Source organism: Microbacterium hydrocarbonoxydans, from assembly GCF_000956475.1.
Lineage (GTDB): Bacteria > Actinomycetota > Actinomycetes > Actinomycetales > Microbacteriaceae > Microbacterium > Microbacterium hydrocarbonoxydans_A.
Genome location: NZ_JYJB01000004.1, coordinates 152,895 through 175,024, shown reverse-complemented (window position 1 = coordinate 175,024; position 22,130 = coordinate 152,895). Strand labels below are relative to the sequence as shown.

Annotated in this window: 21 protein-coding genes and 1 tRNA gene; 7 read left to right on the top strand and 15 right to left on the bottom strand. The window is 68.7% G+C overall.

What is annotated here, in order from left to right; genetic code table 11:
• The first annotated feature begins 8 nt into the window (after window positions 1-8).
• Complete coding sequence (locus RS84_RS02055; protein ID WP_152641733.1) at window positions 9-1,817, top strand: flavin-containing monooxygenase; 1,809 nt, start codon at window positions 9-11, stop codon at window positions 1,815-1,817.
• 52 nt (window positions 1,818-1,869) lie between these two features.
• Here the strand turns inward: RS84_RS02055 and metE are convergent, their stop codons facing one another.
• Together metE and RS84_RS02045 are read right to left on the bottom strand one after the other, a co-directional pair.
• A complete protein-coding gene (gene metE, locus RS84_RS02050) occupies window positions 1,870-4,182 on the bottom strand; it encodes a 5-methyltetrahydropteroyltriglutamate--homocysteine S-methyltransferase (protein ID WP_045256084.1) in 2,313 nt (770 codons plus the stop codon).
• A 96-nt stretch (window positions 4,183-4,278) separates the two neighbouring features.
• The gene (locus RS84_RS02045) at window positions 4,279-5,220 is read right to left on the bottom strand and encodes a methylenetetrahydrofolate reductase (RefSeq protein ID WP_045256083.1); all 942 of its coding nucleotides are present in this window, start codon (window positions 5,218-5,220) and stop codon (window positions 4,279-4,281) included.
• Window positions 5,221-5,399: 179 nt separating this feature from the next.
• Between RS84_RS02045 and RS84_RS02040 the strand changes: the two genes are divergently transcribed.
• Window positions 5,400-7,259, top strand: coding sequence for a prolyl oligopeptidase family serine peptidase (locus tag RS84_RS02040; RefSeq protein ID WP_045256082.1), 1,860 nt, complete (start codon window positions 5,400-5,402; stop codon window positions 7,257-7,259).
• A gap of 46 nt (window positions 7,260-7,305) precedes the next feature.
• Here the strand turns inward: RS84_RS02040 and smpB are convergent, their stop codons facing one another.
• Genes smpB through ftsE form a run of 3 tightly spaced genes read right to left on the bottom strand, consistent with a single transcriptional unit; the run spans window position 7,306 to window position 9,799 of the window.
• A complete protein-coding gene (gene smpB / locus RS84_RS02035) occupies window positions 7,306-7,782 on the bottom strand; it encodes an SsrA-binding protein SmpB (RefSeq protein WP_045256081.1) in 477 nt (158 codons plus the stop codon).
• Window positions 7,783-7,835: 53 nt separating this feature from the next.
• On the bottom strand, window positions 7,836-8,750 hold the full coding sequence (gene ftsX, locus RS84_RS02030; protein WP_045256080.1) for a permease-like cell division protein FtsX: 915 nt from the start codon (window positions 8,748-8,750) through the stop codon (window positions 7,836-7,838).
• Window positions 8,747-9,799 (bottom strand): cell division ATP-binding protein FtsE, encoded by a 1,053-nt coding sequence (ftsE, locus tag RS84_RS02025; protein WP_045256079.1) that lies wholly within the window; start codon window positions 9,797-9,799, stop codon window positions 8,747-8,749. The genes ftsX and ftsE overlap by 4 nt, the downstream gene beginning before the upstream one ends.
• Before the next feature lie 140 nt (window positions 9,800-9,939).
• Between ftsE and RS84_RS19535 the strand changes: the two genes are divergently transcribed.
• Window positions 9,940-11,313 carry a DUF2510 domain-containing protein gene (locus tag RS84_RS19535; RefSeq protein ID WP_235281361.1) on the top strand — a complete coding sequence of 458 codons (1,374 nt, stop codon included), beginning with the start codon at window positions 9,940-9,942 and terminating at the stop codon, window positions 11,311-11,313.
• Between the two features lie 75 nt (window positions 11,314-11,388).
• On the opposite strand, the gene prfB is transcribed toward RS84_RS19535, so the two are convergent.
• Complete coding sequence (gene prfB / locus RS84_RS02015) at window positions 11,389-12,498, bottom strand: peptide chain release factor 2 (RefSeq protein WP_045256078.1); 1,110 nt, start codon at window positions 12,496-12,498, stop codon at window positions 11,389-11,391.
• Window positions 12,499-12,536: 38 nt separating this feature from the next.
• On the opposite strand from prfB, the gene RS84_RS02010 reads away from it, so the two are divergent.
• Complete coding sequence (locus RS84_RS02010; protein WP_045256077.1) at window positions 12,537-13,811, top strand: MFS transporter; 1,275 nt, start codon at window positions 12,537-12,539, stop codon at window positions 13,809-13,811.
• Complete coding sequence (locus RS84_RS02005) at window positions 13,795-14,385, top strand: NUDIX hydrolase (protein ID WP_045256076.1); 591 nt, start codon at window positions 13,795-13,797, stop codon at window positions 14,383-14,385. The genes RS84_RS02010 and RS84_RS02005 overlap by 17 nt, the downstream gene beginning before the upstream one ends.
• Here RS84_RS02005 and RS84_RS02000 read toward each other — a convergent pair.
• The 8 genes from RS84_RS02000 to RS84_RS01965 form a co-directional block, all read right to left on the bottom strand.
• Entirely contained in the window at window positions 14,357-15,637 is a 1,281-nt protein-coding gene (locus RS84_RS02000) for an ABC transporter substrate-binding protein (protein ID WP_045256075.1), read from the bottom strand. The two genes, RS84_RS02005 and RS84_RS02000, sit on opposite strands and share 29 nt — an antisense overlap.
• A gap of 142 nt (window positions 15,638-15,779) precedes the next feature.
• On the bottom strand, window positions 15,780-16,208 hold the full coding sequence (locus RS84_RS01995; protein WP_045256074.1) for a pilus assembly protein TadG-related protein: 429 nt from the start codon (window positions 16,206-16,208) through the stop codon (window positions 15,780-15,782).
• A gap of 2 nt (window positions 16,209-16,210) precedes the next feature.
• Window positions 16,211-16,666, bottom strand: a complete 456-nt coding sequence (locus RS84_RS01990) for a hypothetical protein (RefSeq protein WP_045256073.1) — start codon at window positions 16,664-16,666, stop codon at window positions 16,211-16,213.
• Entirely contained in the window at window positions 16,635-17,036 is a 402-nt protein-coding gene (locus tag RS84_RS01985; protein ID WP_045256072.1) for a TadE/TadG family type IV pilus assembly protein, read from the bottom strand. Before RS84_RS01985 ends, RS84_RS01990 begins: the two co-directional genes overlap by 32 nt.
• A 6-nt stretch (window positions 17,037-17,042) precedes the next feature.
• A complete protein-coding gene (locus RS84_RS01980) occupies window positions 17,043-17,240 on the bottom strand; it encodes a hypothetical protein (protein WP_045256071.1) in 198 nt (65 codons plus the stop codon).
• Window positions 17,241-17,261: 21 nt separating this feature from the next.
• Window positions 17,262-18,200: a type II secretion system F family protein gene (locus RS84_RS01975; RefSeq protein WP_045256070.1), complete on the bottom strand. Its 939-nt coding sequence runs from the start codon at window positions 18,198-18,200 to the stop codon at window positions 17,262-17,264.
• The gene (locus RS84_RS01970) at window positions 18,197-19,054 is read right to left on the bottom strand and encodes a type II secretion system F family protein (RefSeq protein WP_045256069.1); all 858 of its coding nucleotides are present in this window, start codon (window positions 19,052-19,054) and stop codon (window positions 18,197-18,199) included. The genes RS84_RS01975 and RS84_RS01970 overlap by 4 nt, the downstream gene beginning before the upstream one ends.
• A complete protein-coding gene (locus RS84_RS01965) occupies window positions 19,054-20,229 on the bottom strand; it encodes a CpaF family protein (RefSeq protein WP_045256068.1) in 1,176 nt (391 codons plus the stop codon). The genes RS84_RS01970 and RS84_RS01965 overlap by 1 nt, the downstream gene beginning before the upstream one ends.
• A 111-nt stretch (window positions 20,230-20,340) precedes the next feature.
• Between RS84_RS01965 and RS84_RS01960 the strand changes: the two genes are divergently transcribed.
• Window positions 20,341-20,422, top strand: a tRNA-Leu gene (locus RS84_RS01960).
• A gap of 65 nt (window positions 20,423-20,487) precedes the next feature.
• Window positions 20,488-21,237 carry a DedA family protein gene (locus RS84_RS01955; protein WP_045256067.1) on the top strand — a complete coding sequence of 250 codons (750 nt, stop codon included), beginning with the start codon at window positions 20,488-20,490 and terminating at the stop codon, window positions 21,235-21,237.
• A gap of 11 nt (window positions 21,238-21,248) precedes the next feature.
• Here RS84_RS01955 and RS84_RS01950 read toward each other — a convergent pair whose 3' ends face one another.
• Window positions 21,249-22,103, bottom strand: coding sequence for a Ku protein (locus tag RS84_RS01950; protein ID WP_045256066.1), 855 nt, complete (start codon window positions 22,101-22,103; stop codon window positions 21,249-21,251).
• Window positions 22,104-22,130: the final 27 nt, after the last annotated feature.

Genomic DNA, 22,130 nt, shown 5'->3' with positions numbered 1-22,130 from the left:
CCGCGACGATGCCGGCCGCACCCACCCAGCCCACAGACCTCGCGACCGCGTGGTTCTCCGAGTTCGAAGACGCACTCGCCGCCCGTGACATCGGGCGCGCTTCTGGCCTGTTCGCGGCGACGAGCTTCTGGCGCGACCTGATCGCGTTGTCCTGGAACATCACGACGGTCGAGAATCCGCACGGAGTCGCCGATCTCCTCTCGGCGACCCTCGACGGGACGGCACCGCACGGATTCCGCCTGACCGAGCCGGCCGAGTCATCCGACGGCGTCACGACGGCCTGGTTCGAGTTCGAGACGGCTGCAGGACGCGGCAGAGGCCTCCTCCGCCTGATCGACGAGAACGGCCCGAAGGCCTGGACGCTGCTCACCACGCTCTACGAGCTCACCGGGCACGAGGAGCCCCTGCGCGAGCGGCGTCCGAAGGGGGCCGAGCACGGCGCCCGCCGTGACCGCGTCACCTGGCTCGAGAAGCGACGGGCGGAAGAGCAGTCCCTCGGAGTCGACACCCAGCCCTACGTTCTCGTGATCGGCGGAGGGCAGGGCGGCATCGCACTCGGAGCACGGCTGAGACAGCTCGGCGTGCCGGCACTCGTCATCGACAAGCATCCGCGTCCCGGCGATCAGTGGCGAAGCCGTTACAAGTCGCTGTGCCTGCACGACCCTGTCTGGTACGACCATCTGCCGTACATCAAGTTCCCCGAGAACTGGCCGGTCTTCGCGCCCAAGGACAAGGTGGGCGACTGGCTCGAGTCCTATGTGAAGGTCATGGAGGTCCCGTACTGGTCGAACACGGTCGCCACGAGCGCCTCCTTCGACGACGCTTCGGGCACGTGGAGCGTGCAGGTCGAGCGTGAGGGCAAGCCGCTCACCCTCCAGCCCACGCAGCTCGTGTTCGCGACCGGTATGTCAGGGAAGCCGAATGTGCCCGAGTTTTCCGGACAGGACGTCTTCCGCGGCGAGCAGCAGCACTCCTCTCAGCATCCCGGTCCCGACGCGTACGCCGGCAAGCGCGTGGTCGTGATCGGCAGCAACAACTCCGCATTCGACATCTGCGGCGCGCTGTGGGAGAACGGCGCCGATGTCACGATGGTGCAGCGCTCCTCGACGCACATCGTCAAGAGCGACACGCTCATGGACATCGGTCTCGGCGATCTGTATTCGGAGCGCGCGATCGCCGCCGGTGTCACGACCGAGAAGGCCGACCTGATCTTCGCCTCGCTCCCCTACCGGATCATGCACGAGTTCCAGATCCCCCTCTACGAGCAGATGAAGGAGCGCGACAAGGAGTTCTACGATCGTCTGACCGCCGCCGGGTTCGACCTCGACTGGGGAGACGACGGCTCCGGCCTGTTCCTGAAGTACCTGCGTCGCGGATCCGGTTACTACATCGATGTCGGTGCAGCCGAGCTCGTGGCCGACGGCGAGGTCAAGCTGGCCAAGGGCGACGTCGACCATCTGACCGAGGATGCCGTCGTCCTGAAGGACGGGACGATCCTGCCCGCAGATCTCGTGGTCTACGCCACCGGCTACGGCTCGATGAACGGCTGGGTCGCCGACCTGATCAGCGACGAGGTCGCAGACCGGGTGGGCAAGTGCTGGGGACTCGGCTCGGACACCACGAAGGACCCGGGACCCTGGGAAGGCGAGCAGCGCAACATGTGGAAGCCGACTCAGCAGCAGAACCTCTGGTTCCACGGCGGCAACCTGCATCAGTCGCGGCACTACTCGCTGTACCTGTCCCTGCAGCTGAAGGCGCGCCACGTCGGCCTGGACACCCCGGTGTACCGTCTGCAAGACGTGCACCACCGGTCCTGAGGACCGCAGAGGCCCCGCTCCGTTCGGACCGGAGCGGGGCCTCTGCTGTGTGTCACACCGTGACCGAGACGTCCTCGCGCACACGCCTGGTCGCCTCGACGATGTTGCGCAGCGACGCGACCGTCTCGTCGTAGCCGCGCGTCTTGAGACCGCAGTCCGGGTTCACCCACAGCTGACGCAGCGGGATCTCGTCGACGGCCCGGCGCAGCAGAGTCTCGACCTCTTCGACGCTCGGCACGCGAGGCGAGTGGATGTCGTAGACGCCCGGCCCGATGCCGTGATCGAATCCGGCCTCGGCGACATCAGCCACGACCTCCATGCGGCTGCGCGCCGCCTCGATCGAGGTGACGTCGGCGTCCAGCGCGCGGATCGCATCGATCACGACGCCGAACTCCGAGTAGCACAGGTGCGTGTGCACCTGGGTGCCCGCGGCGGCGCCACCGGTCGCGAGGCGGAACGAGTCCACCGACCACTTCAGGTATGCGGGCTGGTCGGCCTTCTTCAGCGGCAGCAGCTCGCGCAGGGCAGGCTCGTCCACCTGGATGATCGCGATCCCGGCGGCCTCGAGATCGGCGATCTCGTCACGCAGCGCGAGCGCGACCTGGTTCGCGGTCTCGCCGAGCGGCTGGTCGTCGCGCACGAAGGACCACGCGAGGATCGTCACGGGGCCCGTGAGCATCCCCTTCATGTGCTTCGTCGTCAGCGACTGCGCGAAGCTCGACCATCCGACCGTGATCGGTGCGGGACGCGAGACGTCTCCCCAGAGGATCGACGGACGCGTCGCGCGGGAGCCGTAGGACTGCACCCAGCCGTTCTCGGTGACGTCGAAGCCATCGAGGTTCTCGGCGAAGTACTGCACCATGTCGTTGCGCTCGGGCTCGCCATGCACGAGGACGTCCAGGCCGAGGTCCTCCTGCAGCGAGACCACGCTGGACACCTCGCGACGCAGGAACTCCTCGTAATCCTCCGCGGGGATCTCCCCGCGGGTGAAGCGGGCGCGCGCCTGCCGGATGTCGCCGGTCTGCGGAAAGGAGCCGATCGTGGTGAGCGGCAGGGCGGGCAGGCCGAGCGCCTCCTGCGCCGATTCGCGCTCCTCGTACGACGGGCGGGAGAAGTCCGCCTCTGTGAGTGCGCGACCGCGGACGGCGCCGTCGCGCACGCCGGGGGCGGACAGACGATCTGCCAGGGCTGCGGATGCCGCATCGAGCTCGCCCGCGATCGCGTCGCGTCCCTCGGAGAGCCCGCGGGCGAGCGTCACGACCTGCGCGACCTTCTGGTCTGCGAAGGCCAGCCACGACACCAGGCGTGCATCGAGCTTCGTCTCGTCGTCGACGTCGTGGGGCACGTGCAGCAGAGAGGTCGAGGTGGATGCCGAGACGGATGCCGCGCCGAGCCGGCCGAGAGCCTCGAGGCGGTCCGCGGCCGCCGCCAGATCCCCGCGCCAGATGTTGTGCCCGTCAATCACGCCGCCCACGAGGGTCTTGTTCTCCAGCCCCGGCGCCGACGTGGGAACGCCGCCGCGGACGAGGTCGACCGCGATCGCCTCGACGGGCGCCGCGGCGAGCACGGCGAAGGTCTCGCCGAGGTCGGCGTACGGCGCCGCCACGAGGATCGAGGGGCGCGCCGGAGCGCCGCCGAGCACCGCGAGTGCGCGCGCCGCGGCATCCGCCAGCTGAGCGGTGGAGGCCGGAAGCGACTCGCTCACCAGCGCCGGCTCGTCGAGCTGCACCCACTCGGCTCCCGCGTCCTTGAGCGCCGCGAGCAGTTCGACGTAGACGGGCAGAAGTTCATCGAGGCGCGACAGCGGGTCGAAGCCCTCGGGCGCGGCATCCGACGCCTTCGCCAATGCCAGCAGAGTGACCGGTCCGACGATCACGGGTCGCGTCACGAAGCCGGCGGCGACGCCTTCTGCGACCTCACGCACGAGGCGGTCGCTGGAGAGCGAGAAACTCGTCTCCGGTCCGATCTCGGGCACGAGGTAGTGGTAGTTCGAGTCGAACCACTTGGTCATCTCGAGCGGTGCGCGCTCGCCTTCGCCGCGCGCGATGGTGAAGTACGCGGGCAGCCCGATCGCGCCGTCGGCGGAGCGGAGATCTTCGAAGCGCGCCGGGATCGCGCCGACCGTCACGGCGGCATCGAGCACCTGGTCGTAGAACGAGAACGATTCGGGGATGGCCGAGTCCGCCTGGCCGAGGCCGAGAGCGGCGAGCCGCTCGCGAGTGGCGGCGCGCAGCGCGGCGGCCGTCGCCTCGAGCTCGGCGAGATCGGAGCGGCCGGCCCAGAACGCCTCGACGGCCTTCTTGAGCTCACGGCGGCGGCCGATGCGGGGGTATCCGAGGATGGTGCCAACGGGGAAATCGGACATGAGGAGATTCCTTTCAGCGGTGGTACGGGTGGTTTCGGGCGTCGACGAACACTGCTGCAGCGCGGGCTGCGTGCGGCGAGGGTCGACCGGTCGAGGTCAGCGCATTCGTGCTGCGGGCAGGACGCCGGCCTCTTCCAGGACTGTGAGCACGGTGTGGTGCTGGTTGAACGCGTACAGATGGATGCCGGGTGCGCCGCCCGCGACGACCTCGCGCGCGAGCCGGGCTGCCCACTCCACGCCGATCTCGTGGCGCCCCTCTGGCGTGGGTTCGACGTCCAGCGCGATGGAGAGCTCACTCGGCAGCGTCTCTCCCGTGAGCTCGAGAACGCGTGCGAGGCGAACCGGCGACACGATCGGCATGATGCCCGGGAGGATCGGGATCGTCACGCCCTCGGCGCGTGCCTTCTCGACGAAGCTCAGGTAGTCGTCGGAGTGGAAGAAGAGCTGCGTGATGGCGGACGAGGCGCCCGCAGCCTGCTTCGCCAGGAGGGCATCGATGTCCTGCCAGCGGTGCGTCGAGCGCGGGTGCCCGTTCGGGAATGCGGCCACGGCGACGGTCGCCTTGCGCCGGGCGCCGACGGTCGCAGCCCCGGGGAGACCAGGAACGGGGGCCTCCTCGTAGGGAGAGCGCTCCGCCTGCACCCGGTCGATGAGCTGCACGAGCTGGGCCGCGCTCTCCAGGTCCCCGAGGAACGGCTCGTCGTGGCCCGCGGGCGGGTCGCCGCGCAGCGCGAGGAAGCTCAGGATGCCGGCATCGAGGAACTCACGGATGAGTGCCGCCGCTCCCGCGTAGGTGTTGCCCACGCAGGTGATGTGCGCGAGCGGCTCGACGTCGGTGTGCTCGCGGATGAAGCGGAGCACCTCGAGCGAGCGTCCGCCCGTCGAGCCGCCCGCGCCGTAAGTCACCGAGATGAAGTCGGGGCCTGCCGCCGCGAGCCGCCGCACCGTCTCGTGCAGCGCGGCCTGGCTCGACTCGGAGCGCGGCGGGTACAGCTCGAAGGAGAACGGCACTCGGGGGTTCAGCGTCTCGGAAGACATCTTCTACTCCTGGGACAGGGCGGGCACGGACCGCGGAAGACACAGATCTGCGTCTTCATCGCGGGCGGGTGCCGGGCTCGGCTGTCGCTCCACGCCCGGGCGAACCGGGCGTTTCCAGAAACCTATGTCATTCGGCTGCCGCGCGCATCAACTGTGACGGAGTGTGTCAGGCTCGAAGCATGTCGACGCCGTACGGATTCTGGTCTTCGCCGTTCACCGCCGCCTCGGTCGCGGCATCCGCCCCCCGCATCGACGGCGCAGCCTTCGTCGGCGACGAGATCTGGTGGAGCGAGTCTGTCCCGGCCGAAGGCGGACGGATGACGGTGCGCAGCTCGTCGGGTCGAGAGGTGCTGCCGGCGCCCTGGAGCGCTCGCTCGCGCGTGCACGAGTACGGCGGCGGATCGTGGACGGCGGATGCCGACGGCACGCTGTTCTTCGTCGACGCTCGCGAGCAGCGCGTGCACCGTCTGTCCCCCGACGCACAGCCGATGCCGCTCACACCCGCGGGCCCCGCTCACGGAGGGCTCCGGCTGCAGCAGGGACGGCTGTTCGCCGTCCGCGAGGACCTCACGGTCGACCCGCACCTGCGCGCGATCGTGGAGATCCCCGTCGACGGCTCCGCCGCGGAGGACTCCTCGGCGATCGACGTCATCGCGAGCGGCCCCGGGTTCTTCGCGCACCCCGCACTCTCCCCCGACGGCGCCCGGATGGCCTGGGTCGAGTGGGGCGGAGAGCGGATGCCGTGGGACGAGGCGATGCTCGCGCTGACCCGCCTCGATGATCACGAGCTCGTGAGCGTCCGCACCCGAGCGGCTCTGCAGCCGGAGTGGGTCGGCGATGACGAGCTGCTCTACGCCGACGACCCCGACGGTCGCTGGCAGCTGCACCGCCTGCGGCTGGACGCGCCGTCTGCGGGCGTCGAGGGCGTGCGCATCACCTCGACGGACGCCGACACCGGATACGGCCTGTGGGTGCTGGGCAACCGCTGGTATCAGCCGCTCACCGACGGACGCATCGTCGCGGTGCGCACCAACGGCCGGGACGAGGTCGTGGTGATCTCGCCCGACGGAAGCACTCAGGTGCTGGACGTTCCCTGCGACGGGCACGTGAGCGTCGACGCGACCAGCGGCTCCCGGGTGCTGCTCAGTGGCAGCGGCTCGACGGTCGCGCCCGGAGTGTGGTGCGCGGACCTCGCCACCGGAGAGGTCGCGACGGTCACGGGCGGCTCGCCCGTCGATGCCGCCTGGATGCCGCCCTCCAGGCAGATCGTCGTCGATGGAGCTCACGGTCCTGTGCACGCCTTCGCCTACGAGCCCGCGAATCCCGCGGCCGAGCCGCCGTCGGATGAGCTTCCTCCCTACGTCGTGTTCGTGCACGGCGGACCCACTGCGCACGTCACGGGCGCAGCATCCGCGGCCATCGCGTTCTACACGAGCCGCGGCATCGGCGTGCTCGACGTGAACTACGGGGGCTCGACCGGCTATGGACGCGCCTACCGGGAGCGGCTTCTGGGGCAGTGGGGCGTGGTGGAGGTCGACGATGTGATCGCCGCCGCACGCGGGCTGGCGGATGCCGGGCTCGCCGACCCGGCGCGCATCGCGATCCGCGGCAGCTCAGCAGGTGGATGGACGGTGCTCTCCGCCGTGGTGCGAGGAGGCACGTTCGCCGCGGGGATCAGCCGCTACGGCGTGACCGATCTGCGCGCCCTCGCCGAGCACTCGCACGACTTCGAAGCGCACTACATCGAAGGACTCGTCGGGCCGCTGCCGGCATCCGAGTCGCTCTACATCGAACGGTCGCCGCTCACGAACGCCGATCGCATCGACGTGCCGGTGCTGCTTCTGCAGGGAGCGGACGACCCCGTCGTGCCACCGGCGCAGTCGGAGGCAATCCGCGACGCTCTGGCCGCGCACGGTGTCGATCACGAGTACGTCTGCTACCCCGGCGAGGGTCACGGCTTCCGCCGCGCGGAGACCATCATCGACGCGCTCGACCGCGAGATCGCGTTCCTGCAGCGCGTGTTCGCGAAGGGCTTGTGAGTCCTTCGTCTCGCTAGTCTTCGGCGCCCTCGCTCGGGAACCGGGGCTACTCGCCGACGCGGTTGCGCAGCCGCATCGCGCGCTCGGCCTCGCGGGTGTCCTGACGCTCGCGGAGCGTCTGGCGCTTGTCGTACTCCTTCTTGCCCTTCGCGAGCGCGATCTCGACCTTGGCGCGACCGTCGGAGAAGTACAGCTTGAGCGGGACGAGCGTGTAGCCGCCGGCCGAGACCGCGTGCTGCAGCTTCGCGATCTCCTCGCGGTGCAGCAGCAGCTTGCGGATGCGCTTGGCCGAGTGGTTGGTCCAGTGCCCCTGCGAGTACTCGGGGATGTGCACGGAGTCGAGGAACACCTCGTTGCCCTTGATGAAGGCATACCCGTCGCTGAGGTTCGCGCGTCCCTGACGCAGCGACTTGACCTCGGTGCCGGTGAGCACCATCCCCGCCTCGTACGACTTCTCGATGTTGTAGTCGTGACGTGCGCGACGATTGGTCGCGATGACCTTCTCCCCGCGTTCCCTGGGCATGATGCTCTCCTGATTCCGTGTCGCGCACGTGCGCACGACAGCCCGTCAGCTTATCAGGTGCGCAGCCAGCGACGGATCGCGAAGCCCGCAGAGAGGGCCGCGAGCACGATGCCGATGCCGATCAGCACGGGCACGACGATCGCCGCATCCCTCATGCCGACCCAGGTGGTGATGAAGGCGACTCGGCCGCGCAGGTATCCGTCGACGCCGAAGTGCACACCGGCGAGCACTGCGGCGCTCGCGAGCACCGAGCCGAGGAAGGCCGCGAACACGCCCTCCAGGACGAACGGCGTCTGGATGAACCGGTTCGACGCTCCCACCAGGCGCATGATCCCGATCTCCTTGCGTCTCGCGTACGCAGACAGCCTGATCGTGGTGCCGATCAGCAGGATGGCCGCGATCAGCATGAGCACGGCGATGCCGACCGCGATGTAGGTGGCGACGGTGAGGGCCGAGAACAGAGGTTCCAGGTACTGCAGCTGATCCGTCACCTGCTCGACACCGCTCTTGCCGTTGAACGCTTCGACCAGCACCTGAGACTGCGTCGGATCCTTGAGCGTCACGTAGAAGCTCTCCGACATCTGATCGGCGGTGAACAGGCTCGCCTTGTCCTCGCCGAGCTGGTCGACGATGTTGGCGTAGGCCTCGTCCTTGGTCTCGAACCGCACATCGGAGATCAACCGGGCGAGGGCATCGTCCTCGAGCTGCGCATTCACGGCCGCGGTCTGCTCCTCCGAGGCCGCGCCGTCGACGCACTCCGTGGACTCGGACAGAGTCGAGCACATCGACACGACGACCTGGGCGCGCTCCGACCAGTAGGCGCGCATCGTGCCGATCTGCGCCTGCATGAGGATGGCCGCGCCGACGAAGGTCAGCGACACGAAGGTGACCAGCACGACGGAGATGACCATCGAGATGTTGCGGCGAAGGCCGCCGAGCGCTTCCGCCAGGATCAGACCGATTCTCATGAGGTCGGCCCCACTTCGTCGCCGTCATCGGACAGGCCCAGCCGATCGGCGACGCCGAGCTCCGCCACATCGACCTGGGGAAGCACGATCGGGTGGGTGCGAGGGCCCACCGCCGTCGGCTGCTCGGCCTCGGGGGCCGGCTGCGGCTCCGCCGGGGCGGCCTGGGCCTCGGGAGTCTCGGATGCCGTCGGCACGGCATCCGATGTCGTCGCCGCCGCCTTGCGCTGCGCGCTGAGCTCCTCGGTGAGCGCCGCCCTGACCACGGACAGGTCGGCGGTCTGGCGCTGCACCTCCTGCACGGCGGTGAGCGCGGCGGCTGCTGCCGCCCCGCGCACCTCCTCTGGCACGAGACGCGGGATGTTCGAGGTGTCGCCGTATCCGCCGTGCACTTCGTCGCGCACCATCTCGCCGTCGCGGAGTTCGATGACGCGGCGCTGCATCGCATCGACGAACGCAGCTTCGTGCGTCGCCATCAGCACTGTCGTGCCTCCGGCATTGATCCGCGCGAGCAGCTGCATGATGTCGACCGAGGTGCCGGGGTCGAGGTTGCCGGTCGGCTCGTCGGCGAGCAGGACCTGCGGGCGGTTGACCAGGGCGCGGGCGATCGCCACACGCTGTTGCTCGCCGCCGGACAGCTCATGCGGCATCCGCTTCTGCTTGCCATCGAGACCGACCAGGGCGAGCGCCTCCGGCACGGCCTGCTGGATGAACCCTCTCGACGAGCCGGTCACCTGGAGTGTGAACGCCACGTTCTGGAACACCGTCTTCGACGGCAGCAGCCGGAAGTCCTGGAAGACCGACCCGATGTGGCGACGGAAGTAGGGGACCTTGCGATTGGCGAGCGAGCGCAGATCCCGGCCGAGAACCGCGACGCGTCCTGACGTCGGCACCTCCTCACGGAGGATCAGTCGCAGGCAGGTCGACTTGCCCGACCCGGAAGCCCCGACGAGGAAGACGAATTCTCCTCGCTGGACTTCGAAGTCGACGCCGGACAGCGCGGGCCTGGTGGTCCCGCGATAGCGTTTCGTGACGTTCTCGAACCGAATCATGGCGGTACGAGCCTAAGCTCCGCCTCTCCCCTGCCCGCGAGCGACACCCCGCTCACCTGCCTTGCGTCGAGCGTCACTGCTATACATGAACTGCTGATCCGCGCGATCGCGCGGGGACTATTCCGAGGGGGATGCTGATCATGACGACACCTGCTGGCTGGTACGACGACGGCTCAGGGCGGCAGCGCTGGTGGGACGGCACGCAGTGGACGGAGCACTTCGCCCCTGTCGCCGAACCCGAGGTGCCCGCCGCACAGGCTCCCGTGGCCGAGAGCGCAGACGCGAATCCGTTCCAGGCTCCCGAGGAGCAGGCGATCGCGCCCGTTCCGTCCTCACCGGAAGAGGGCGCCGCACCGAGCGCCGAGCCTGCCGCCGAGATCCCCGCTGTTCCCGAGATCCCCGCCGTTCCCGAGGGCTCGTCGTTCGAACAGCCGGGTGCCGACATGTGGGCGCCCGCCGAGGATCAGCCGACGACGCCGTTCGACGCAGCGGCTGCCGAGCAGCCCACGCAGCAGTACGACGCACCCGCCGAACAGCCCACCCAGCAGTACGACGCACCCGCCGAGCAGCCCACGCAGCAGTACGAGGCACCGGCCGAGCAGCCCACGCAGCAGTACGAGGCGCCTGCAGAGCAGCCCGCTCCCCAGTTCGAGGCTCCCGGAGGCGCAGCTCCGACCGCGCCCTTCCCCGGCGATGTTCCCCCGTACGCCGCGCCCGCTCCGACTCCTGGCTACGCCTCGGGCCCCGGATATCCGAGCGCCGCTCCCACGTACCCCGGTGTGCCCCAGGCCCCGGCCTACCCTGCCGCGCCCGGTGCGCAGAGCCCGGCAACCGGCTATCCCGCCGCTGGCGCCGCGCAGCCCCCGTACGGCACGGCCCAGCCCGCGTACGGCACCGCCCCGGGCGCGCCCGCGCCGATGTCGATCCTCGGCCTGATCGGTCTCGGCCTCGCCGCGCTCGGACTCATCCTCTCCTGCATCCCCGTCATGCCGGTGATGGTGGTCGGGTGGATCGCCCTGTTCGCAGGCCTTGTCGTCTCCGTGATCTCCCTGTTCCGAAAGGGTCGCAAGTGGCCCGGCATCACGGGCCTGATCGTGGGCGTGGTCGGCATCATCGTCGCCTTCGTCGTCGCGATCATCTTCTTCGCCACGATGGCATTCAATGAGGCGATCGACGATCTGCCCTCGTCGCCCCCGTCGAGCAGCTCTGAGGACACGCCCAGCGACGATCCGAGCGATGAGCCGACCGACGATGGCACGGCATCCGTCGGGCGCCCCACCGTCGACGAGCTCAAGGCGGGCCTCGCCATGGTCCTCGAGGAGTCGGGAAGCGAGCCTGGCGACTACACCGACGAGGAGATGACCTGCCTCGCGCAGGCCTTCGTGGATTCCGATCTCAGCGACGAGACGCTGCAGAAGATCGCCGGCGGAACGGGTGTCTTCGATGACGTCGAGGCGGCATCCGGCTTCCTCGAGGTCTACGCCGACAACCTCGGCACCTGCCTGCTGGGTTGATGACCCCGCGATGAGAGGACTGATCCTCTGAACGAGAAAGGCCCCGCGATCTCTCGCGGGGCCTTTCTCAATCGATCAGTCCTCTTCTTTGCGCTTGCGCCAGCGGATGCCGGCCGAGATGAAGCCGTCGAGATCGCCGTCGAACACGGCAGCCGGGTTGCCCGACTCGTGGCCGGTGCGCAGGTCTTTGACGAGCTGCTGCCCGTAGAGGAAGTAGGAGCGCATCTGGTCGCCCCAGCTCGCCGTGATGTTGCCGGCGAGTTCTTTCTTCTTCGCGGCTTCCTGCTCCTTCTGCAGCAGCAGCAGGCGCGTCTGGAGCACGCGCATCGCGGCCGCACGGTTCTGGATCTGCGACTTCTCGTTCTGCATCGAGACGACGATGCCGGTCGGAAGGTGCGTCAGGCGGACGGCGGAGTCGGTCGTGTTGACCGACTGACCGCCGGGGCCGGACGAGCGGAACACGTCGACGCGGATGTCGCTCTCGGGGATGTCGACCTCGGTCGCCTCCTCCATGAGCGGGATGACCTCGACGGCGGCGAAGGAGGTCTGCCGTTTGTCGGCGGAGCCGAAGGGGCTGATGCGCGCGAGTCGGTGCGTGCCCGCCTCGACCGAGATGGTGCCGAATGCGTAGGGCGCGTCGATCTCGAACGTGGCCGACTTGATGCCCGCGCCCTCGGCGTACGAGGTGTCCATCACCTTGACGGGGTACTTGTGGCGCTCCGCCCAGCGCAGGTACATGCGCATGAGCATCTCGGCGAAGTCTGTGGCGTCGTCGCCGCCCGCACCCGATCGGATCGTGATGATGGCGCTGCGCTCGTCGTACTCGCCGTCCATCAGCGTCTGCACTTCGAGCTGGTTGATCACGTCGGTCAGCGTGGCGAGCTCGACACGAGCCTCGTTCGCCGACTCCTCGTCGCCCATCTCGTTCGCGAGCTCGACGAGGACCTCCAGATCGTCGAGCCTGCTGCCGATCGCCTCGATGCGCGCGAGCGTCGACTGGCGGTGGCTCAGCGCGCTGGTCACCTTCTGAGCCCGCTCGGTGTCGTCCCAGAGATCTGGGGCACCGGCCTCTTCACTCAGGCGGGCGATTTCGGAACGGAGCGTCTCGACATCGATGACCTCGCGGATGTCACCGTAGGTGAGTCGCAGGGCCTGGATGTCGGCGGAGAGATCGAGTTCGAGCATGGCCTCCCCAGCCTACTCTGCCGAGTAGAGTCGCAGTGATGAGCAGTGCATCGGCGGTCCTGAAGAAGTTCGGGCCCATGGTGTACCTGCCGACCGTGATGTTCTCCCTCGGCGAGGGCGCGGTCATCCCGCTGATCCCGGTCGTGGCGTCGCGCATGGGCGCCGACATCGCTCTCGCCGCCCTGATCTCCTCGGCGCTCGTGGTCGGTCAGCTGTGCGGCAACCTGCCGGCGGGGTGGGCCGTGTCGCGCATCGGCGAGCGCTTCACGATGGTGATCGCGGGCATCGTCGCGATCGCCGCGGGAGTGGCGATGGTGTTCGCCGCGTCACCGGGCGTGCTCGCGGCATCCGTCTTCGTCCTGGGATTCTGCGCCGCGGCCTTCGGCCTCGCCCGGCATGCCTTCATGACGACCCGCGTGCCCCTCGTCTTCCGTGCCAGAGCACTGTCGCTGCTGGGCGGCAGCTTCCGCCTGGGCGTCTTCATCGGCCCGTTCGTGGCCGCGGGTCTGCTGCAGCTCTTCGGCTCGGAGTCGGCCGCGTTCTGGTTCTTCCTCGCGTGCCTGGTCGTGATGGTGCTGCTCGTGCTGTTCGGGCCCGACCCGGAGAAGACGGTCCCGGTCCCGGCTGCGGTCTGGCAGGCGGAGGACTCCGGTGAGGCCGTGAGCGGATCGATCCCGACGATCGAGCGGGCAGGCGTCTTGCGCACGATGTGGCTGCAGCGCGCGGTTCTCGGCCGCCTCGGCATCGCGGCCGCATCGCTGTCGGCGGTCCGCAGCGCCCGGCAGGTGCTGCTGCCGCTGTGGGGCATCTCCCTCGGGCTGGATGCCTCGACGATCGCTCTCGTGGTCGGCGTCTCCGGCGCGATCGACTTCGCGCTGTTCTACGCCAGCGGACAGGTCATGGACCGATTCGGGCGCCTCTGGGCCGCGATGCCCGCCATGGTGCTGATGGGCGGGGGCTTCCTCGCACTGTCGTTCACGCACGACGGCTCGGCCGCCGTGCTGTGGTTCGGCATGCTCGCCGCCGTGCTCGGCGTGGGCAACGGCCTGTCCAGCGGAATCCTGCTCACGCTCGGCGCCGACGTCGCCCCCAAGAGCGAGCCCGCGGCCTTCCTCGGGTCATGGCGGACGCTGACGGATGCCGGGGGCGCGATCGCTCCGCTGCTGATCTCGGGGGTGGTCGCCGCGGCATCGCTGCCCGTCGCCGCGGCGGTCATGGGCGTGGTGGGCGTCGCCGGCGCGGCCGGGTTCCTGCGGTGGATCCCCATGTTCGTGCCGATCGAGAAGAAGCCGGGCGATGACGCTCGCGGCTGATGTGCGGCGGCTCGTCGTGTCGTTCGCGCCCCGATCAGAGCACGATGAGGCAGCCGCGGCCGACTTCGCCGCCCACTTCCCCGATGACCACGGCCCCGTGTTCCGTGACGACGGGCCGAGTCATGCGACCGCCTCGGCCTTCGTCTTCGATGCGACGCTCACGCACACGCTGCTCGTCTTCCATGGGAAGGGGCGGTTCTGGGTGCAGCCCGGCGGTCACCTCGAAGACGCGGATACCTCGATTGCGAATGCCGCGCTGCGCGAACTCCGTGAGGAGACGGGGATCACGGCGTCCGTCACCGAGCCGCTCCTCTACGACCTCGACCACCACTCCCTGTCGTCGGCCTTCGGCCGGTGCGCCTCACATCTCGACATCGGGGTCGCCGTCGTCGTGCCGTTCTCCGACGCGCTCACGGTGAGCGACGAGTCGGAGGATGTGCGCTGGTGGCCGCTCGACGCGCTGCCCGGCGACGTGCCTGAGCAGTTCGATCGGCGCATCCGAGCGGTGCTCGAACGTCTCGGAAGCCGCCGGGCGAATGCGGCACTCAGCCCAGAATCACCTGAGCTTCACTGAAGAACTCGGCGACGGCGTCGTCGACGGTCTTGGTGCCGAGGCCCAGCTCCTTGCCGAGATCCCAGAACTTCTGCTCGAGCGAGCCGTAGCCGACGACGGCCGCCGGCGGAGCGTCGCCGATGCGGTCCTGGACGGACTCGATGTAGTCGGCGACCTGCTTGTCGGGTCCTTCGAGCGTCGTCCCGTCGAGCTTGCTGCTCGATGCGGGGAAACCCAGCGTCGTTCCGAAGATCTCCCCGGCCTCCGGGCTGTTGACGATGAAGTCGAGGAAGATCGCGGCGGCCTCCGGGTGCTCGGTGTTCGCAGAGATCGCGATCTGCAGACCGCCCTGTCGGTAGAGGTCCTTCGCGTCGGGGTCGTCGGTGGGCGGTGCCACGATCGAGATCGAGGAGGCCCCGGAGTCGGCGAGGTAGCCGCCGAGGAAATTGCTCCAGCTCATCTCGCTGGCCGTCTGGGCCGAGCCGAAGCCGGAGATCGGGCTGAGCTCCTCGAGCCGCTGCTGCGGGATCGTGATGCCGTCGCGCAGGTCTGCTCCCGAGTTCCAGAAGTCGGTCAGCTCCTTCTCTGTGAAGCCGAGCTCGCCATCCTCGGTGTAGAGGTTCTTGCCCTCGGCGCGCAGCTGGAGTTCGAAAAGCTGGATGCGCTGCGTGTAGTCGGTGCCTCCGAAGGGCGCTCCCCCGGTGGCATCCGTGACGGACGCCATCCAGTCGTTGAACTCCTCGTAGCTCTGACCGCCCTCCGGCGCCTCGATGCCCGCCTGCGCCAGGAGGTCGTCGTTGACGAAGTTCGCCCAGAGGCTGAAGCCGGTCGGCAGCGAGTACTGCGTGCCGTCGAGGCGGCCGGTCGCCAGAAGCGCGTCTTCGAACGTCGTGAAGTCGATGTGGTCCTTGACCGTGTCGAGGTCGAGGACGTTGCCCGTCTCGCCGTACTGGCGCAGGTAGCTGTCGGAGAACTGGAACACGTCGGGCAGGCTGCCGCTCGCGGCCTCGGTCTGGCGCTTCTCCCAGTAGCTCGGGAAGTCGGTGAAGCTCGAGTTGATCGTGATGTTCGGATACTCCTCGTTGAACTTCTCGATCAGCTGGTCGTATCGACTCGCCCTGTCGTCGTTGCCCCAGAACGCGAAGTCGAGGGTGACCTTCTCATCGGGGTCGAACGCGCTGGGCGACGCTGTCTCTGCGGCGGTACAGGAGGCCAGTACGAGCATGGATGCGGCGGCAAGGGCAGCCGTGGCGATGGTGCGCGTGCGGAACATCTTCGTCCTTCCCCGTCCGTGGGGACGAGATCAGTGCAGGGCGCGTCGGGAAAACGCTTCCCGCTCACCGTAGACGTGCTGCGGATTGGACCGCAAGACTTTTTTGAAACGATTCGGCGTTCGGCGGCCGGGACGGCTGCGTTCATCGCAGCGCCGTGCGGCTGGTCCCTCTGGCCTCCAGCGGCACACCATCGGGCACGAAGGGACTCAGCAGGGGCGGATGCCAGACACCGGCCACGACCACGCGCGCCGACACACCATCCGGAGTGCCCGCACTCACGAGTGTGGCGCCGGCGGGAAGCGCCTCGAGCAGCGCCTCCACCTGCTCGAGCACTCCCGCGTCGGTGAGCTCAGCCCGCGCCCCCGATCCGTCGATCGTGAGCGAGAAGCCGTCAGCCCCGGCGAGCGCCGCGGAGTCCGCGACGGAATCCAGACGTTTCTGGGTGATGTAGAGGTCGGTCGCGCAGACGCACACGAAGATCACCGCGATCGCAAGAAGCGCATACCCGAGCGCGAGCAGCAGCACGCTGCCCTCGTCATCGGGATCGCTGTCCGGCATCCTCTCCCCCATCTTCACCCTCCTCCCCACAGTCGCGAGATCTTCTGCACGGCAGACGCCTCGACGGGTATCGCCGTGGAGCGATCGAGCCCGAACAGGTCGGGCATCAGGGGCAGCGGGACTCGCGTCAGCACCGTGATAGTGACGGTGGCGCCCGCGGTCGGACAGTCCGACCGGGCAGGCGCGCACGACATAGTGATCTCGACGTCATCCGCATCGAGACCGTACTCGTCGACGATGCCAGCAAGCACCTGTTCGCTGCGCGCGAGAGCGGTCTCCGCATCCGGTGCCAGCGAGATCACTCGAGCGGTATGCCTGGCTGCGGCCTCGACGCCGAGGGTCTGCTCCTGGATGATACCCAGAGCCGAGATCAGATAAACCAGGGGCACGAGCAGGATCAGCCCGACCGTGATGAACTCGAGAGCCGCCGAGCCTTCGTCATCCGTCACCCAGCGATTCCACCGGCGCATGCGCTTCCACCTCCAACGCGTACGGCAGGCCGACGAGCCCGATGATCGGCAGGGTCGTGCGCACATGCACCTCGATGATCTGCTGGCCGTTCTCATCCGTCGTCGCCACGGTGACGTCTTCCGCGTACGACCCGCCCACCGCCCTCGTGATCGCCAGCCGTGTGCGCTCGGCCCCCTCTTCGGGCGCGGTGTCGGCGAGCGCGGCGTAGTACGCTCCTTCGACCGCCGCGTCGTGCACGACGTTGCGGACGTACGTGGCCAGAGCGAGCTGCAGCACCGCGAGCGTCAGCAGCGTGAGCAAGGTGCCCACGAGCACGAACTCCACAGGGCTCGAACCCCGCTCGTCCGCGAGCTCCCGACGCAGTCGCATGAGGCCTCAGAGTCCGGAGACCCGTTCGATGGCCTGCTGGAACAGTTCGCTGAGCGCCGGCCCGGCGACTGCCCAGATGACCACCACGAGGCCGGCGGTCATCAGAGTCACGAGAACCCAACCCGGCACGTCGCCGGCGTCATCGTCGGCGAGGTCGGCCACCCAGCCGGCGGTGTGCTTCCACCAGTGTCGGAGTGTCGTCATGGTCGTCCTTTCGTGAAGCGCTCAGCCGATGCCGAGTCGCAGGATGAAGAGTCCCGGCCAGACGGCGAACAGGACCGAGAGCGGCAGGATCAGGAAGACCAATGGCAGGAGCATGAAGATCTCCTTGCGTCCGGCCTGTTCGATCAGCGTGCGCTTCGCGTCTTCGCGCGCATCGCCGGCCTGCGCGTGCAGCACCCCGGCGAGCGGCGCTCCGTGCTCGAGTGCGGCGATCACCTGGTCGACCGCGCGCGAGAGGCCGGGCAGCTGCAGCCGGCCCGACATCTCCGAGAGCGCCTCGGCCAGGCCGGATCCGGTTCCGACGGCCAGCACCACCTGCCGCAGTTCGGCGGTGAGCTCTCCTGAGCCGATCGCAGCCACCCGGCGCAGTGCGTCGAGGAAACCCTCTCCCGCCGAGAGGCACAGGGCCAGGAACTCGAGCGTCGTCGGCAGCTCGTCGGTCAACCGCATCCGCCGGGCCTTCGCCCTCGCAGTGAGCTGCATGTCGTAGACGACCGCGCCTGCGGCGCCGCACAGCAGCGGAAGGAGCACGACGGGTGCCGACATGCGTCCGGCGATGACGAGAACCACCAGCAGGACAGCGCCCGCACCGATCCCGGCGAGCGCCCAGCCCAGCTGCCGGCCGCGGAACGCCGCCGCGTCCATCGCGACCCCGGCCTGCGAGAGACGGTGCCGCAACGCGTCCCCTCCCCCGAGCATCCGCTCGAAGGCGGCCTTGGCCCGCTGCCACAGAGTGCGCCCCGTGATGGGCAAGGTGCCGACGCGGGGAAGAGCCGATGCCGGCAGTCGCGCGTCATCGACGACATCGCGGACATACGGGGCGATGCGCGCTGTCAGAGAGATCGCGCGCCACCTCGGCAGGGCCGCGAGGATGCTGAGCACTCCGCCGGCGAACGCCCCGCCGATGAGGATCGCGATGGCGATATGCGTGATTCCGCTCATCCGAACCACCGCCCCGGCTCCGGCAGCCGCCCGATGCGGATCATCACCCGGTAGGCGATCACCGAGACGGCTGCGCCGATACAGATCACCAAAACGCCTTCGGGCGTGCCGTACGCATCGGCGCCTTCGGGCCTCATCACCAGCAGACCGAGGATCACCCAGGGAGCGACGGCTCCGAGCACGGCCGCTCCCCTGATCCAGGACTGCCGCGCCTCGACCTCGCCGCGCAGCGCCGCGTCGGCTCTCACTGACGACGACAGCGCCCGCAGCACATTCGTGAGCTCAGTCCCTCCGACCTGGCGAGCCATCCGCAGAGTCTCGATCATGCGATCGGCGATCGGGTCGGCGAGTGTCGTCTTCAGCCGGTCGAGGCTCGAGTCGAAGCGCCCCGTCGAATGCAGATCGCGAGCGAACACGATGAACGCCGGGCGCAGCATCGACGGCGCGGAATCGGCGAGCCCTGCGACGGCGTCGGGCAGTGACAGTCCGACGCGGATGGACGCGATGAGCAGATCGCACACGTCGGGCCAGAGCTGCCTGCGGGCCTTCCGCAGCCGCAGCCGTCTCGATCGCAGGTAGAGAATCGGCGCCCACCCGCCGGAGAGCCCGGCGAGCACTGCGAGTGCCGGCAGCCCGGTCAGCAGCCACACGACGGATGCCGCGGTGAGCGCGGCCACGACGATCACGACCACGATCGTGCGAGGAGCGACGGAGGGGAGCCCTGCTTCCTCGATCAGTCTGACCAGACGGCCTCGGGGCCCCGCGCTCGCGGTTCGCTCACGACGGGGCCATAGCCAGGGCGACAGGCACAGCAGGATTCCCGCGGCAAGCATCGCGCCGAGCAGAGTGCTCATCACCCCACCTCCATCTGGCGGAGATCGCCCCGCGTGAGTGAATCGTCATGAAGGTAGATCGGCCGCGTGACGATCCGCCCATCGACGACCTCCCCTGTGGGTGCGATCACCTCGTGCACGCGTCGGGTGCCGTCGGCGTCGCGACCGCAGTGCACGACCAGGTCGATCGACGACGCAAGGGCGGGGGCGATGAAGGAGCGGTCGATGTTCCGGCCGGCGAGGAGGGGAAGCAGAGCCAGCTTCTCGAGCGCCTCCGCCGCCGAGTTCGCGTGCACCGTGGCCGCCCCGGGCACGCCCGTGTTGAGCGCCAGCACGAGATCGAGGGCCTCGGCGTCGCGGACCTCTCCGACGACGAGGCGGTCGGGCCGCATACGCAGCGCCTCCTTCACCAGACGACGCAGGGTGATCTCCCCAGAACCCTCGAGGCTCGCCTGCCGTCCCTGGAGCGCGACGAGGTCGGGGCCGTCGACAGCGAGCTCGAACGTCTCCTCCACTGTGATGATGCGCTGCTGATCTGCGCATCCGTGCAGCAGCGCTCCGAGCAGAGTCGTCTTACCCGCGTGGGTGGCGCCGGAGACGATCACGCTCCGCCCCTCGCGCATCGCCCGCCGAAGCGTGGTCGCCAGCGCTTCAGGCATCGCCCCCTGCACCGTCAGCGCCTCCAGAGTCCGGTACATCGGCAGGAACTTGCGGATGTTGACGGCCCAGGAGCCCCGCACGACGTCGGCGATCGCGACATGCAGCCGCGAACCGTCCGGCAGCGAGGCATCGACGAACGGCTGGCTGATGTCGACCCGCCGGCCTGTGGTCTGCAGCATCCGCTCGACCAGATCGCGCAGCATCGCGTCGGTCATGCGCAGGTCGATGCGCTGGGCGACGCCGCCGCGGGCGATGTGCACACGATCGGGCCCGTTCAGCCACACCTCCTCGATGGTCGGGTCGTCGAGCAGCGGCTGCAGCACTCCGAAGCCGCTCACCGCGGCGAGCACGTCGCGCACGCAGCCGATCTCGTCGTCGATCATCGGCTCTCCGCGAGACAGCGCCGCGTCGTTGAAGCGGCGCACCTCGGCGAGCGCGACGTGCCGGGCGGCATCGGCATCCACCGAAGGATCGGTCCCCTCCGCGCGCAGTCGCAGCCGCACGCGCTCGGCGACCACGATGGACGGATGACTCACCGGAGCATCATCGCAAGAATCGCCGCACGGCCTCGGAAGTTATCCACAGGCGCTGATCAGGCGGATGCTCAGGATCGTCATCGTCGCCGATCAGTAGACTGAATCCACCGCGCGGGAGTGGTGAAATTGGCAGACACGCAGGATTTAGGTTCCTGTGCCCCAGGGCGTGTGGGTTCAAGTCCCACCTTCCGCACAGTTCGGTCGCGCAACCAGTGCACCGACCTCTGACCGCCGCACACCTTTCTACGACGGGACACCATGCACCACGCCGCCCTCATCCCCTGGCTCGACCCCGCCACCATCATCGGCAACGCCGGGCCGTGGGCGCTCCTCGTGGTGTGCTTCATCATCTTCGCTGAGACCGGTCTGCTCGTGGGCTTCCTGCTGCCGGGCGACACGCTGCTCGTGATCTCGGGGCTCTTGTCGCACACATCCGCCGCGCTGCCGCACGGTGTCTTCGGCATCAACGTCTGGATCGTGGCGCTGCTCATCGGGCTCTCGGCGTTCGTGGGCGGTGAAGTGGGCTACCTCATCGGGCACAAGGGCGGTCCGGCCGTGTTCGAGAGCAAGGAGTCCGGGCTCTTCAGCAAGAAGAACGTCGAGCGCACGAACGCTTTCTTCGAGCGCTTCGGCGGTCTCACCGTGATCCTCGCCCGCTTCGTGCCTATCGTGCGCACCTTCGCCCCGGTCGCCGCCGGCGTCGGCCACATGCCGTGGCGCCGCTATACGCTGTACAACCTGATCGGCGCGATCCTCTGGGGCTTCGGGCTGACGATGTTCGGCTACGTGATCGGGTTCATCCCCTGGCTCGCTCATTTCGTCGAGAGCTACATCGACCTGATCCTGCTCGCCGCCGTCGGCGGCACCGCCCTCGTCACGCTCTGGCACTACCTCTCCGAGCGCTACAAGGCCAAGAAGGCCCAGGCTGCGGGCGAAGACGTGGTCACCGACGCGGCCGAGGCGAACGCTCTGGCTCTCGACCTCGACGGCGACGACACGAAGAAGTGAGGCCGGTCGGCTCAGCCGGCTTTCTTCTTCGTCGACCGCTTCTTGGGCTTCTCCTCGGCTTCGGCTCCGCCTGAGCGCGACTCCTTCGAGCGCGCGACGCTGGCCCGCAGGGCCTCCATGAGGTCGATGACCTCGCCGCCCTCGGCTCCGGCATCCGCTTCTGCGAAGGTCTCGGCCGCGTCGAACGTGTCGCCCGCCTCGATCTTGGCGTCGATGAGGGTCCGCAGCTCCTTCTGGTACTCGTCGACGTACTCCTCCGGGTCGAAGTCGCTGGAATAGCTGTCGACCAGAGACGACGACAGCTCCAGCTCCTTCTTCGAGATCCGCACGTCTTCGTCGAGCACCGGGAACTCGGCCTCGCGCACCTCGTCCGCCCACAGCAGCGTCTGCAGCACGAGAACCTTGCCGCGCACGCGGAGCGCCGCGAGCCGGGTCTTCTGCCGCAGCGTGAACCGCACGATCGCGGTGCGGTCGGTCTGCTCGAGCGTCTTGCGCAACAGCACGTACGCCTTCGGCGACTTCGAATCCGGCTCGAGATAGTACGGCTTGTCGAGGGTCAGCAGATCGACCTGCTCGCTGGGTACGAACTCGACGACGTCGATCTCGCGGCTCTTCTCCGCAGGAAGGGACGCGAGGTCATCCTTCGTGAGAACGACGGTCTGCTCGCCGTCGACGTAGGCGCGGTCGATGTCGGCGTAGGCCACGGTCTCGCCGCAGACCTCACAGGTGCGCTGATAGCGGATGCGCCCGCCGTCCTTCTCGTGCACCTGATGCAGCGGCACATCGTGATCCTCGGTGGCGGAGTACACCTTCACCGGCACGTTCACGAGACCGAAGGTCAGCGCGCCCTTCCAGATCGTTCTCATCACACAAGTAGACACCAGTCACACCCG